The following is a 13,410-nucleotide window of genomic DNA, read 5'->3' as shown; positions in this document are numbered from 1 at the left end:
CCCCGAGCATCCCTGCGCCCGCGCCCCGCGCATTCCTGGTGCCGCGCCCCGCGCGTCCCTGCACCCGCGCCCCGCGCCCACCGCGCGCACCCGCCGCCCACCTCCGCCCACCTCAATCGCTGCCCGGCGTTTCGCCCCCCAGAACCGTCCCTGGAGGGCGAAACGCCGGGCAGCGAATGCTTGCGTCACGCGGCGGCACACCGGGGTGGGGTGGCACGGGGTGAGGTGAGATTGCACAGCGCTTTCGAGTGCGCTGCGAACTTCGGTGGCGAATCACCTGCTGGTCCGGGTTATCAGACTCACTCTGCCGAGGTACCACCGAAGTTCGAGCTCCATGCCCGCAGCGGCGTCTCCCACCGGTCCTGAGCCCCGAGCAACGCGCAACGCGCAACGCTGCCCGGCGTTTCGCCCTCTAGAACGGCTCCTAGAGGGCGAAACGCCGGGCAGCGATTACTTACGGGGCGAGGGCGGGGCTAGGCAGGAGGGCGAAACGCCGGGCAGCGATTGCTTGCGGAGCGGGAGGGCGAGGCGAGGCGAGGCGGGGCGGGGCGGCCGCCCGTCCGTCCGAGGGCTGGCTACGCGCTCGCCGTGCTCGCGGATGCGCCGGTCGCGCCCGAGGAGGCGCCGACGCGAGAGCCGGAACCGGCCTCAGCCCCGGCACCCTTCGACCCGCGCTTCGTGCGGCCAGGGACGACGAGTCGCCCGAGCAGCGCGAGCAGGCCGTCGACGACCAGCGCGAGCCCCGTGACGAGGACAGCGCCGACCAGCACGCGTCCGTAGTCGGTGACGGCGAGGCCGTCGAAGATGTAGCGTCCGAGGCCGCCGAGGTTCACGTAGGCGGCGATGGTCGCCGTGGCGATGACCTGCAGCACCGCGCTGCGGAGCCCCGCGACGATGAGCGGCATCGCGTTCGGCAGTTCGACCTGCCACACGATCTGCCACTCGGTCATGCCCATGGCGCGCGCCGCATCCACCGTCGCGCGGCTCACGTTCGCGACACCCGAGTAGACGCCGGCGAGGAGCGGGGGCACGGCGAGCACGACCAGCGCGATCACCGGCGGGAACAGTCCGAGGCCCATGAGCAGCACGAGCAGCGTCATGAGACCGAGGCTGGGGAGCGCGCGCAGCACGTTGGCGGTGGCGACGATGAACGTCGTGCCCTTGCCCGTGTGGCCGATGACGAGACCGAGCGGGAACGCGATGACGGCGGCGAGCGCGACCGCCAGCAGCGAGTACCAGAGGTGCTCGCCGACTCTGGCCGGGATGCTCGACGAGCCCGCCCAGTTGGCCGGGTCGAGGAAGTAGGACAGCATCTCGTTGAACATCAGATGTCCCCCTTCGCGATGACGGTGTCGAGCATGGCGGTCTCGGTGCGCTCGTTCGGCGTGCGCCTCGACGCCCGCTTCGCCTTCACCCGGTCGCTGCGCAGCCACGGGGTGGTCGCGACGCCGATGATCGCGATGACGCGGTCGAAGATGAACGCGAGCACGAGGATCGTGATGATGCCCGCGAAGATCTGGTCGGGGTAGTCGCGTTGGAACCCGGCGGTGAAGAGCTGGCCGAGGCCGCCGACGCCGATGACGGCGCCCACGGAGACGAGCGACACGTTGGTGACCGCGACGACCCTGAGCCCGGCGACGAGCACGGGGATGGCGAGGGGCAGCTCGACCGCGATGACGCGCTTGATGGGCGAGTAGCCGATGGCGCTCGACGCGTCCTTCACGTCGTCCGGAACCGCGTCGAGCGACTCCAGCACGGTGCGGATGAGCAGCGCCGTCGAGTACAGCGTCAACGCGATGATCACGTTGAGCGGGCTGATGATGGGCGTGCCCACGATCGACGGGATCACGACGAAGAGCGCGAGCGAGGGGATCGTGAAGACGATGCTCGCGACGACGATCGCGACGCCGCGTCCGCGCGGTCGCCCGACGAGGAGCATCCCGAGCGGCAGGGCGATGACGAGGCCGAGCACCGTCGGCACCACCGACAGCACCGTGTGCTGGATGATGATCGGCCAGACCGTCTCCCAGTTCGCGATGAGCCAGTTCATGATCGCTCGCCGCTCGCGTCCGCGACGCGGGCGAAGACGGCCTCGCCGCGCACCACTCCCGTGGCCACGCCGGCCTGGTCGACGACGATCGCGAGGCCGGCCGGGGAGGCGAGCACCGCATCCAGGGAGCGCCGCAGGTTGTCGTCGAGCGTCACGACCGCGCCGACCGGGACGCGCAGCGAGCTCGCGCGGTGCAGCCACGCGTCGGGGCGGCCGTCGTCGTCGACCGCGAGCGACCACTCGGCCGTGTGCCCATCGAGGCCGATGATGCCAGCCACGGCGTCGGCGAGGGGCTCAGCGGTGAGCGAGGCGTCCCGGAACGTGAGGGCGCGGTAGCCGCGGTCCTTCGAGATCATGCTCGACACGAACGTGTTGGCGGGCCTCGTCATGACCTCCTCGGCTGCCGCGTACTGGTGGAGCACGCCGCCCGGCCCGAAGACGGCGATCTTGTCGCCGAGGATGAGGGCCTCGTCGATGTCGTGCGTCACGAACACGATCGTCTTCTTCAGCTCGCGCTGCAGACGGATCATCTCCTGCTGCAGCTCATCGCGCACGACCGGGTCGACGGCACTGAACGGCTCGTCCATGAGCAGGATGGGCGGATCCGCCGCGAGGGCACGGGCCACGCCGACGCGCTGCTGCTGGCCGCCGGAGAGGTCGGCCGGGTAGCGGTGGACCAGCTCGGGGCGGAGGCGGACGCGCTCGATGGCATCCATGGCCTTCGCTCTGGCCTCCTTCGCGGGGACCCCCTTCAGGCGCAGCACCGTCGCGACGTTGTCGAGCACCGTGCGGTGCGGGAAGAGGCCGGCGTTCTGGATCACGTACCCGATGCCGAGGCGCAGCTGGGTGGAGGGCACGTCCGCGACGTCCTTGCCCGCCACCGTGATGCGGCCGCTGGACGCGTCGATCATCTTGTTGATCATGCGCATCGACGTGGTCTTGCCGCATCCGCTCGGCCCGACGAAGGCCGTGAACGAGCCCTCCTCGATGTTGAGGCTGAGGTCGTTCACCGCCGTGGTGCCATCCGGATACGTCTTGGTGACGTTCTCGAAGGTGATCATGCTGCTCCTTGGCTGGTGACGGGTGGTCGTGGGGCGAGCGTGGAGCTCACGCGTCCTGCACGTGCTCGCTCAACTCTGCGATGTCGGCGCGCACGCGGTCGATTCGCTGAGAGGTCATGATCGCCGGGTCGTTGAGGGCGAGGGTCTCGCGGATGCGCTTCGAGAGCTGCACCACAAGCGGAGCGCGGTCCTTCATGCTGGGGGCTGGAGCGGCAACGCCCACGCCGACGGCCAGGAGCCCCTCGATGGCGAGCAGCCGCTCGGCCGCCTCGAGGCTGTCCTCGAGGAGCCGCACGGCCAGGTAGCCCTGCGCGTTGTGGTCTTCCACGCCGTCGCCGACCACCCCGCCGAGGTGCGAGACGGGCGCCGCGAGCTGCTGCAGGCGCGCCATGAGCGACGAGGCCGTGTTGGCGAGGATGACGGGCACGAACGGATGGTCGGCGTCGTCGATGGACAGCACCTGCTCGACGAGCGACCGCTCGGAGCGGAGGCGCCTGATCATGAGCGAGCAGCGCCGCTCGCTCATGATGCCGAAGTGCGCGAGCAGGAGGCGCACGGAGTCGGCCGTGATGGCCATCTGGATGGTCGAGAAGTTGCCGTTCGAGATGATGACGTCGTTGTCGATGTCGATGTACGGGTTCTCGCTGCGCGCGTTCAGCTCGACCGTGACCGACTCGCGCAGCACATCCGCCTGCTCGATGAGGGTGCCGTGCACCTGCGGCACGGTGCGCATGGAGAGCGGGTCCTGCAGGGAGCCCGCCGTGGCCGGCCCGTAGGCGCGGCTCGAGCCGAGCAGGGAGCGGAAGCGCGCGGCCGCCCTGATCTGGCCGGGGTGGGGCCTGGCCGCCACGACCTTCTCCTGGAAGCCCTTGACGCTGCCGTTCAGGGCGTCGAAGGTGTGGGCGACGACGAGGTCAGCGGATGCGGTGAACCGGTCGAGCCGCACGGAGGTGAGGGCCGCGATGCCGACGGAGGCGGCGTTCGCCCCGACGAGCGCGAGCCCGTCCTTCGCGGCGAGCTCGAGCGGCACGAGGCCGGCCGTCGCCAGCGCCTCGCGGGCGGGGACGGTCTGCATGCCGGTCTCGTCGAGCACGCGCCCGCGGCCGACGAGCACGTTGCCGACGGCGGCGAGCATCGACAGGTCGGCGGCACCGACGGACCCCTCGGAGGGGATGGCCGGGGTGACGCCGCATTCGAGCAGGCAGCGCAGGCCCTCGAACAGCGCCGTCGTGGCGCCGGAGTTGCCCTGCGCCATGACGGCGAGACGCGCGAGCATCACGGCTCGCGCTTCGATGGGGGTCAGGTTCTTGCCGACCGCCGCGTCGTGGGAGGCGAGCACGAACAGCTGGAACGCGTGCTGCAGCTCCTCCGGGATCTCCTGGTCGCGCAGCGGTCCGAGGCCGCGGTTGACGCCGTACGCGGGCTCGCCGCGGGCCATGACGCTCTCGATGACGCCCCGCGCCTCCGCGAGCCGGACCCTGACGTGCGGGTCGATGTCGAGGTGGCCGACCGTGACGGCGAGCCGCTCCAGGATCCGCGGCGTCATCCGGTCACGGCCGATGACGAAGCTCGTCAGCGGCAGCGACCCCTCTGCGCTGGTGCCCGCGAGCGCGTTGACTCCCGCCGAGGAGGCATCCGTGACCGACCGCTTGCCCTGCGCTGCCCGCTTGCTGGGGCGCATCGTGGGTCGCACGTGCGGCCGTTCGGCGTCTGCATGCTGCTGCATCCGGAACTCGCTTCTCGTAGATCTTGGAGCTGGAGGTGAGGAAAGCGGGAGAGTCGGTCGGGAAGTCGGTGGTTCAGGGTGTTGCTGCTGAGAGGGTGGATGCGGCTGGACTCGCCCGCATCCACCCTCGCGGCGTCACCGCGTGTTGGGGAAGCGGAGCCTAGGCGCCGAGCAGGCCCTTCTCGGTGAGCCAGTCGGTCGCGGCCTTGGTGGGCTCGACCTTCTCGTCACCGGAGACACGCGTGTTGAGGGCGATGAGCTCGTCGGTCGTCAGCTGCGCCGAGATGGCGTCGATGACCTCAGCGACCTCGGGGGTGAGCTTCTCGGTGTTGCCGACAGGGATGACCTGCTGGGCCGGGAAGTTGTTCTTCGGGTCCTCGAGCACGACCAGGTCGTTCTCGACGATCGCGGGCGACGTCGTGAAGATGTTCGCGACCTGCACCTGTCCGCTGACCAGCGCGTCGACCGTTGCCGGTCCGCCACCATCGGCGATGGGGGTGAACGCTGCGGGCTCGACGCCGTAGTTCGCCTTCAGGCCAGGCAGACCCTGCGGGCGCTCCTGGAACTCGGCCGGGGCACCGTAGGTGATCTCGGCGTTATGGGCGGCGAGGTCGGCGATGGTCGTCAGGTTCCACTTCTCAGCGGTCTCCTTCGTGACGACGACCGCGTCCTTGTCCTCGGCGTCGGCCGGGGTGAGGCCCGTGAGCCCCTCCGTCTCGAGCGCTGCGGTGAGGTTCGTGTTGATGGTCTCCGCGTCCGTCGTCTCTGCCTCGGGGTCGAGGAAGATGAGGAGGTTGCCCGTGTAGTCGGGGATGAGGTCGATCGATCCGTCCGACAGCGCGGGGATGTACGCCTCGCGCGAGCCGATGTTGAACTGCGTCTCGACGGTGAAGCCGGCGTCCTTCAGCGCTTCCGCGTAGAGGTTTCCGATGATCTCGGACTCTGGGAAGTTCGCCGAGGAGACGACGATCGTGTCGCCGGATGCGGCACCACCGTCGGTGCCGCCAGCGTCGGGAGCGGTCGGGTTGGAGCAGGCCGAGAGGAGGCCGATCGCTGCGAGTGCAGCGATGCCTCCGGTAATCAGACGCTTCTTCTGCATTGGGGGTCCCCTATCTTCGGCGGTAGCCAGAACATCAGTGAGTTCGGCCATCTTAGGAATGTGCCCCATGAATTCGGAGCGCGCTTCCCGGATAGCGCGAATTAACTCTGTGTTACGTGCGCAACGTCGCGGACCGGCCCGGTGTTCCCGAACCAGATGCGGCGCATGCTCAGTACATTCGCACGAATCGGGCGAAGTCAACCCTCAGCGCGCGCGGAAGCCAAACCGGGTAGAAATGACCACGTGACGACCTCATCCTCGCTCCCGCTCATCGCCGTCATCGCGACGGGCGGCACCATCGCCAGCACGACGACGGCATCGGGCGCAACGACGCCGAGCCTCGGGGCGGATGCCCTGCTCGAGGGAACCGCAGCGCAGGGCGCCCAGCTGCGCGCCGTGAACCTCATGGCCGTCGACTCGTCGAGCCTCACGCTCGCCGACATGCAGTCGATCAGCGACGAGGTGCGACGCCAGGTCGAGGACGACGAGGTCAGCGCCGTCATCGTCCTGCACGGCACCGACTCGATGGAAGAGACCTCGCTGCTCACGGACCTGCAGCTCGAGAGCGACAAGCCCGTCGTCTTCACCGGCTCGCAGTTCACGGCCGAGTCGGAGTCGCCGGACGGGCCTGCGAACGTCGCGGCAGCCCTCGCCGCCGCGCTCGACCCGGAGAACCGCGGCCGCGGCGTGCTCGTCGCGTTCGGCGGCAGGCTGCTCAAGGCGTGGGGACTGACGAAGGCCTCAGCAGACCGCGCGGATGCGTTCCGCAGCGTCACCGACAAGCCCGCCCGCCGCCTGCACCTTCCCGCGCCCGTCGCCGGCATGCGCGTCGACACCGTCGCGGTCAGCCCCGGCGCTGACGCGACCCACCTGCACGCGAGCCTCGAGGCCGGTGTGCAGGGCATCGTCCTCGTCGGCCTCGGCTCGGGCAACGCGAGCCAGAGCGTCGTCTCCGCGGCGTGGGAATGCCAGGCATCGGACATCCCGCTCGTCGTGTCGAGCCGTGTGCCGTTCGGCGTGCTCAAGGCCAGCTACGGCGGAGGCGGCGGCGGACACGACCTCGCGGTCGTCGGCGCCATCCACGCGGCGGTCCTGCGAGCCGGTCAGGCGCGCATCCTGCTCGCCGCCCTGATCGCCAACGAGGCGACGCCCGAGGAGATCGCGGCGGCCTTCGCCGCCGAGTAGCGGCGCGGCGCCGCGCCGCCGCCGCGTGACCAACATCAGTGCAATATCGGCGCCCGAAGCCCCGAAACCGGCTCAAAGCGCCTCTATCGCACCCAAGTTGGTCACGACCCCGCGACACTGCCCCGCTCAGCCCTGCGACCGCCGCCGCGTCAGCCGCCGCGGTGAGACTTGCCCCTCGTCCGCGGCGCCGCCGGCGCGTGACCAACATCAGTGCAATAACGGCGCCCGCAGCCCGGAAACCGGCTTAAAGCGCCTCTATTGCACGCAAGTTGGTCGCGACCCCGCGACACTGCCCCGCTCAGCCCTGCGACCGCCGCCGCGTCAGCCGCCGCGCTGAGACTTGCCCCTCGTCCGCGGCGCCACCGGCGCGTGACCAACATCAGTGCAATAACGGCACCCGCAGCCCCGAAACCGGCTCAAAGCGCCCCTATTGCACGCAAGTTGGTCACGCCCCCGCGGCACAGGCCTGTTCAGGCGCTGCGACCGCTACCGCGTCAGCCGCCGCGCCGAGGCCCGCTCCACCGCCGGGACTCCGCCGCGCGTGACCAACATCAGTGCAATATCGATGCCCGCAGCCCCGAAACCGGCTCAGACCGCCCCTATTGCACGCAAGTTGGTCACGTCGCGGGCGAATGACACCGGGGGGGGGCACCACCCCTCGCCTCTCGGCGAGACGCGACGGCTCGTGTTCTGTCCTAGCTGGCGTAGCTGCCGACGAGGCGCACCGCGCCGCCATCGACGCCCTTGGCGCCCTGCTCGAAGCCGTCGAAGTCGCGCGACTCGGTCGAGATCGTGCCGGCAACCCACGACGGCAGGCCAGCGGCCTCGAGCCACTCGACGACCGCGGATGCACGCTGGGCGTCGACGACGGCGAACATCCCGATCCCGAGGTTCCAGGTACCTTCCGTCGACTCGAGGTCGGTGCCCGCGAAGCCCGCGAGGACGCGGAAGATGTCGTTCGGCGACCACGCGCCGCGGTCGAGCTCGATCCAGGCGCCCTGCGGGAGGACGCGCGCGAGGTTGGCGGCGATGCCGCCGCCGGTGACGTGGCTGAAGGCGTGCACGGCGCCGTCGAGGGCAGGCTCGGCGAGGAGCTTGACGAGGGGGCCGGTGTAGAGGCGGGTCGGCTCGAGGAGCACTTCGCCGACGACGCCGCCGAGCTCCGCTGAGGTGTCGGTGAAGGCGAGGCCCTGGTCGGCGACGATGCGGCGCACGAGCGAATAGCCGTTCGAGTGGAGGCCGCTCGAGGCGATCGAGATGACGACGTCGCCGTGCTGCACGCGCTCCGGTCCGAGCATCCGGTCAGCCTCGACGACGCCGACCGCGGCGCCTGCCACGTCGTAGTCGTCTGGCCCGAGGAGGCCAGGGTGCTCTGCGGTCTCGCCACCCGTGAGCGCGGTGCCGGTCTCGGCGCACGCCTTCGCGATGCCCTCGACGATCGAGGCGATGCGCTCCGGCACGACCCGGCCGCAGGCGATGTAGTCGGTCATGAAGAGGGGCTCGGCGCCCACGACGACGATGTCGTCGACGACCATGGCCACGAGGTCCTGGCCGATCGTGTCGTGCTTGTCGATCGCCTGCGCGATCGCGACCTTCGTGCCGACGCCGTCGGTCGACGTGGCGAGGATCGGCTTCGTGAACGAGGTCAGACGCGAGGCGTCGAAGAGCCCGGCGAAACCGCCGACGCCCCCGAGCACTTCCGGTCCGTGGGTCGCCTGGACGGCGCGCTTCATGAGCTCGACGGCGGTGTCACCCGCACGGGTGTCGACGCCAGCGGCGGCGTAGAGGTCGTTGCCTGACACAGAATGCCCTTTCCTCGGGGGGATGCGCCCAACAGCCTAGTGCGCCGCGAACGTGACGCCGGAAGCGAACCCTCTCCACGCGGGTGCGCGCGGATCCGCGAGCTGTGACAAAATCGGAAAATCGTTCAGGGCGCCTCGGTGCCTCATCACACTCGTGGCCCTCGCGGGCCCCGTCGAAACCGTGGCCCTCGCGGGTCCGGTCAAATCCGTGGCCCTCGCGGGCCCGGTCAAAATCAGTGGCCCTCGCGGGCCTGGTCAATTCAGTGGCCCTCGCGGGCCCGCTTACCTGTGCTTGGAGCTCCCCCAGCGTGTGCGGCATTGTTGGTCACGTCTCGACCAGTCCCGTCAACCAACAGATCTACGATTCCCTCCTGCTCCTGCAGCATCGCGGTCAGGATTCGTCCGGCATCGCGACGGCGGACGGTGACACCTTCCACATCGCGAAGGTCAAGGGCCAGGTGCGCGAGGGCTACCGCACCCGCGACATGCGGAACCTGCTCGGCAACGTCGGCCTCGGCCACGTCCGCTACGCGACGGCCGGCAGCGCGAAGAGCGACGACGAGGTGCAGCCGTTCTACGTGAACGCGCCTTACGGCATCGTCCTCGTGCACAACGGCAACCTGACGAACACACGAGAGCTGCGCAAGGAGCTCTTCAACGTCGACCGCAGGCACCTGAACTCGTCGAGCGACACGGAGCTGCTGCTCAACGTCCTCGCGAACGAGCTGCAGCACGGCATCAACGGGGACGAGCTCACGCCGGATGACCTGTTCGATGCGATCTCCCGCCTGCACGACCGCGTCGAGGGTTCCTACGCATCCGTGGCCCTGCTCTCCGGACACGGACTGCTCGCGTTCCGCGACCCATTCGGCATCCGCCCCCTCGTGCTCGGTCGACGCGACGACGAGCACGGCCGCGACGAGTGGGTCGTGGCGTCCGAGTCGCTGGTGCTGGAGTCCGGCGGTTACGACCTGGTCCGCGACGTGGAGCCGGGCGAGGCGATCTTCATCACGATGGGCGGCGAGCTGTACTCTCGCCAGTGCGCCGTGAACCCGCGCCTCGTGCCGTGCTCGTTCGAGTACGTGTACCTGGCCCGCCCCGACTCCGTCATGAACGGCATCTCCATCTACGAGTCGCGCCTGCGCATGGGGAAGACCCTCGCCTCGAAGGTGGAGCGCAGCATCACCGCCGGCGATATCGACGTGGTCATGCCCATCCCGGACTCGGGCCGTCCGACCGCGATGGAGATGGCGAAGACCCTCGGCATCGACTACCGCGAGGGCTTCTACAAGAACCGCTACGTGGGCCGGACGTTCATCATGCCGGGGCAGAAGGTGCGCAAGAAGTCGGTTCGCCAGAAGCTCAACGCGCTCCCGACGGAGTTCCGCGGCAAGAACGTGCTGCTCGTCGACGATTCGATCGTGCGCGGCACGACGTCGAAGGAGATCGTCGAGATGGCGCGTCAGGCTGGCGCGAACTCGGTGACGTTCGCGTCAGCTGCTCCCCCGGTCCGCTACCCGCACGTCTATGGCATCAACATGCCGTCGCGCGGCGAGCTCGTGGCCTCCGGCAGGTCGATCGAGGAGATCGCGTCGGTCATCAGCGCCGACCGCCTCGTCTACCAGGAGGTCGGGGACCTGTTCACGGCCATCACCGAGGGCTCCGACGTGAAGGAGCTCGACATGAGCTGCTTCGACGGCAAGTACGTGACGGGCACCGTGACGCCCGAGTACCTGGCCTGGCTCGAGCTCAACACGAAGAGCTAGCCGGGCGGGACAGACCTTCGGGAGACGCATGTTCGTCACACGACGAGCATGCGTTTTCCATAGGTTCCCGCAGGAGCGCACGCCCCGGGGACGCTCAATGCGGTTCGGCTGCGGCTGCGGGGCCGGGCGGACCGCAGGTCTGCGCGCCGGTAGAGTCCGTGCATGACCGACGCGCACCCCGCACCCCGCAATCGCACGCGCGACCTCACGCAGATCGCCGTGTTCGCCGGCATCGTGGCCGCGCTCGGAGTGGTGCCGGCCATCACGATCCCCGGCCCCGGAGTGCCGATCACCCTGCAGACGCTCGGCGTCATGCTCGCGGGCGCCGTGCTCGGCTCGAAGCGCGGCTTCTCGGCGCTGCTGCTCTTCGACGTCCTGGTGCTCGCCGGCCTCCCGCTTCTCGCGGGCGGCCGGGGTGGGCTCGCGGTGCTCGCGAGCCCCACAGTCGGCTACTTCATCGGCTTCCCCATCGCGGCGTTCGCGGTCGGCTGGCTCGTCGAGCGCTTCGGCAGCCCGTTCCGCATCCTTCCCGGCATCGTCTCGACGGCCGTCGGGGGCGTGTTCGTGCTCTACCTGCCCGGGATCATCGGCGTCGCACTCGTGGCGAAGATCGGTTTCGGGGCCGCGGCGCTGTCGGCACTCGCCTTCCTGCCGGGCGATCTCGCGAAGGCCGTCATCGCGGCGCTCATCGCGCGAGGTGTGCACAAGGCCTACCCGGGGCTCCTCCCCGACCGGCGGCGGCGCGACCGGCCGACCTCGCCCGACCAGGCAACGGCACCGGCAGTGGATGCGTGACGCCGGGGCCGCCGTCGCACCTCGCGGGTGCCTCCTGAGCCGCGGCCGCGCATGATCGAGCTGCGCGACGTGAGCGTGAGCTTCGGCGATGGCGCGCAGCGTCGCTCCGTGCTCGACGGCATCTCGGTGACGCTCGGCGAGCAGCGCATCGGCGTCATCGGCGCGAACGGCTCCGGGAAGTCGAGCCTCGCGCGACTGCTCAACGGGCTGCTGCTGCCCTCGAGCGGGACCGTCTCGGTCGAGGGCTTCGACACGAGGCGCGCGGGCAGGGAGGTGCGGCGCCGGGTGGGCTTCTGCTTCACCGACCCCGACTCGCAGATCATCATGCCGACCGTGGGCGAGGATGTCGCCTTCGGGCTCGGTCGCCGCGGCCTGAGTAGGGCGGAGGTCGCCGCACGCACGGCTGCGGCGCTCGAGCAGGTCGGTCTCGCCGACCGCGCCGACCATCCAGCGCACCTGCTCTCCGGAGGGCAGAAGCAGCTGCTCGCCCTCGCGGCCGTGCTCGTGACCGAGCCGAGCATCCTCGTGCTCGACGAGCCGACGACGCTCCTCGATCTGCGCAACTCGCGCGCGATCGCGGCGCGCATCGCCACGCTCCCCCAGCAGGTGGTGCTCGTGACGCACGATCTCGAGATCCTGGCGGGCTTCGACCGCGTGCTCGTGGTGCACGAGGGGCGCCTCCACTTCGACGGTCCGCCACGGGATGCGGTCGCCGCCTATCGCGCTGCTGTCTCCCTCGAGGGAGGGCTGTGACTCCCCTTCCCGCGACCACGACCACGACCGCTTCGGCGAGGGCTCGTGGCTGACCGCGGAACGGCACTCGCCGTCTACGTGCCTGGCAGCTCCGTCATCCATCGCCTGCCTGCCGGGCTGAAGCTGCTCGCGCTCGTGGCTGCAGGAGCGGCCGTGCTCGCGCTCGGCTCACCGCTCTCCGCCGGCATCGCGGTCGCGGTCGCGGCGCTCGGCTTCGCGGCGGCGCGCCTTGGCCCTCGATACGCGTGGCGCGGCGTGCGCCCGACCTGGATCTTCCTGCTCGGCATCTTCGCCTTCCAGTGGTGGACCGCCGACCTGTCTCGGGCCGTCGGCGTCGTCGGCTCGATCGTCGCTCTGGTGCTCGCGGCGACGCTCGTGAGTCTCACGACCCGCACCACGGACATGATCGACGCGATCGTCTGGCTGCTCGGGCCGCTGCGTCGAGTGGGCGTGAACCCCGACCGCGTCGCCCTGCAACTCGCCCTCGGCGTGCGCGCGGTGCCCCTCGTCGCCGAGCTCGCCGAGACCGCGAGGCAGGCACAGTACGCGCGGGGCCGTCGCGGCAGCCCGCGGGCATTCGCCGTGCCGCTCGTCGTCAGGGCGCTGCGCCGCGCCGACGCCATGTCCGACGCCTTGCACGCGAGGGGCCTCGACGACTGACGATGGCCCGCCTGCTGCCGGTGCGCTAGGAGCGGTTCTCGAGCTCGTCTGCGCGGATCAGGCGCGCGTCGACCGAGCGCTTCGCCGACACGCGACCCGCGATGTACCCGGCGATGCCGCCGAGCGCGAGTGTGACGGGCACCGTGAACGCGAGGAGGAACGCGAACACCTGGATGCGGGAAAAGACCTCGTTGGGCGGGAACGCGAACGTGAGGATCGTCACGAGGACGACGCCGACGATCGCACCGAGCACGAGGAAGCTGCTCATGCGAGGAACGTGGTGGACCCTCGCCGCCATCTCCCGAACGCCGTCGTCCTCGTCTTCTTCCTGCTCCTCGAACTCGGCGAGTTCAGCGTCGTAGCCCTCGAACTCGCGTCCGGCGTCGACCTCGCGGCCTGCCATGGTGTCGCCGCCCTCTTCGGGGCGCGACTGAGTGGGTTCGTTCTCGCGGAGCATGCATCCATTGTCGCGCAGTTCGCGGGGAGCGTTCGCAGACTCCGCGGGGAGCGCCG

Annotated in this window: 12 protein-coding genes; 5 read left to right on the top strand and 7 right to left on the bottom strand. The window is 70.1% G+C overall.

Annotated features, from left to right (window positions below; translation table 11 throughout):
• Positions 1–575: 575 nt before the first annotated feature.
• The 5 genes from C5E10_RS14250 to C5E10_RS14230 form a co-directional block, all read right to left on the bottom strand.
• Positions 576–1,325 (bottom strand): ABC transporter permease, encoded by a 750-nt coding sequence (locus tag C5E10_RS14250; RefSeq protein WP_104332200.1) that lies wholly within the window; start codon positions 1,323–1,325, stop codon positions 576–578.
• The gene (locus C5E10_RS14245; protein WP_104332199.1) at positions 1,325–2,050 is read right to left on the bottom strand and encodes an ABC transporter permease; all 726 of its coding nucleotides are present in this window, start codon (positions 2,048–2,050) and stop codon (positions 1,325–1,327) included. Before C5E10_RS14245 ends, C5E10_RS14250 begins: the two co-directional genes overlap by 1 nt.
• The gene (locus C5E10_RS14240) at positions 2,047–3,111 is read right to left on the bottom strand and encodes an ABC transporter ATP-binding protein (protein ID WP_104332198.1); all 1,065 of its coding nucleotides are present in this window, start codon (positions 3,109–3,111) and stop codon (positions 2,047–2,049) included. Before C5E10_RS14240 ends, C5E10_RS14245 begins: the two co-directional genes overlap by 4 nt.
• A 46-nt stretch (positions 3,112–3,157) precedes the next feature.
• On the bottom strand, positions 3,158–4,837 hold the full coding sequence (locus C5E10_RS14235; RefSeq protein ID WP_104332197.1) for an aromatic amino acid ammonia-lyase: 1,680 nt from the start codon (positions 4,835–4,837) through the stop codon (positions 3,158–3,160).
• Positions 4,838–4,997: 160 nt separating this feature from the next.
• Positions 4,998–5,936, bottom strand: a complete 939-nt coding sequence (locus C5E10_RS14230) for an ABC transporter substrate-binding protein (protein ID WP_104240162.1) — start codon at positions 5,934–5,936, stop codon at positions 4,998–5,000.
• Positions 5,937–6,179: 243 nt separating this feature from the next.
• Here C5E10_RS14230 and C5E10_RS14225 point away from each other — a divergent pair, with 243 nt between their 5' ends.
• Entirely contained in the window at positions 6,180–7,121 is a 942-nt protein-coding gene (locus C5E10_RS14225; RefSeq protein ID WP_258071152.1) for an asparaginase, read from the top strand.
• Positions 7,122–7,816: 695 nt separating this feature from the next.
• Here C5E10_RS14225 and purM read toward each other — a convergent pair.
• Complete coding sequence (purM, locus tag C5E10_RS14220) at positions 7,817–8,923, bottom strand: phosphoribosylformylglycinamidine cyclo-ligase (protein WP_104240161.1); 1,107 nt, start codon at positions 8,921–8,923, stop codon at positions 7,817–7,819.
• Between the two features lie 308 nt (positions 8,924–9,231).
• Here purM and purF point away from each other — a divergent pair, with 308 nt between their 5' ends.
• From purF to C5E10_RS14200, 4 genes are all read left to right on the top strand, one after another.
• Entirely contained in the window at positions 9,232–10,689 is a 1,458-nt protein-coding gene (gene purF, locus C5E10_RS14215; RefSeq protein WP_104240160.1) for an amidophosphoribosyltransferase, read from the top strand.
• 162 nt (positions 10,690–10,851) lie between these two features.
• A complete protein-coding gene (locus C5E10_RS14210) occupies positions 10,852–11,484 on the top strand; it encodes a biotin transporter BioY (protein WP_104332196.1) in 633 nt (210 codons plus the stop codon).
• A gap of 51 nt (positions 11,485–11,535) precedes the next feature.
• Complete coding sequence (locus tag C5E10_RS14205; RefSeq protein WP_104332195.1) at positions 11,536–12,237, top strand: energy-coupling factor ABC transporter ATP-binding protein; 702 nt, start codon at positions 11,536–11,538, stop codon at positions 12,235–12,237.
• Between the two features lie 45 nt (positions 12,238–12,282).
• On the top strand, positions 12,283–12,897 hold the full coding sequence (locus C5E10_RS14200) for an energy-coupling factor transporter transmembrane protein EcfT (protein WP_104332194.1): 615 nt from the start codon (positions 12,283–12,285) through the stop codon (positions 12,895–12,897).
• A gap of 25 nt (positions 12,898–12,922) precedes the next feature.
• On the opposite strand, the gene C5E10_RS14195 is transcribed toward C5E10_RS14200, so the two are convergent.
• Entirely contained in the window at positions 12,923–13,354 is a 432-nt protein-coding gene (locus C5E10_RS14195; protein WP_104332193.1) for a hypothetical protein, read from the bottom strand.
• Positions 13,355–13,410: the final 56 nt, after the last annotated feature.

Origin of the sequence: Pseudoclavibacter sp. RFBG4 (assembly GCF_002931515.1) — a bacterium.
GTDB lineage: Bacteria > Actinomycetota > Actinomycetes > Actinomycetales > Microbacteriaceae > Pseudoclavibacter.
This window is presented reverse-complemented; position numbering and strand designations above follow the sequence as displayed.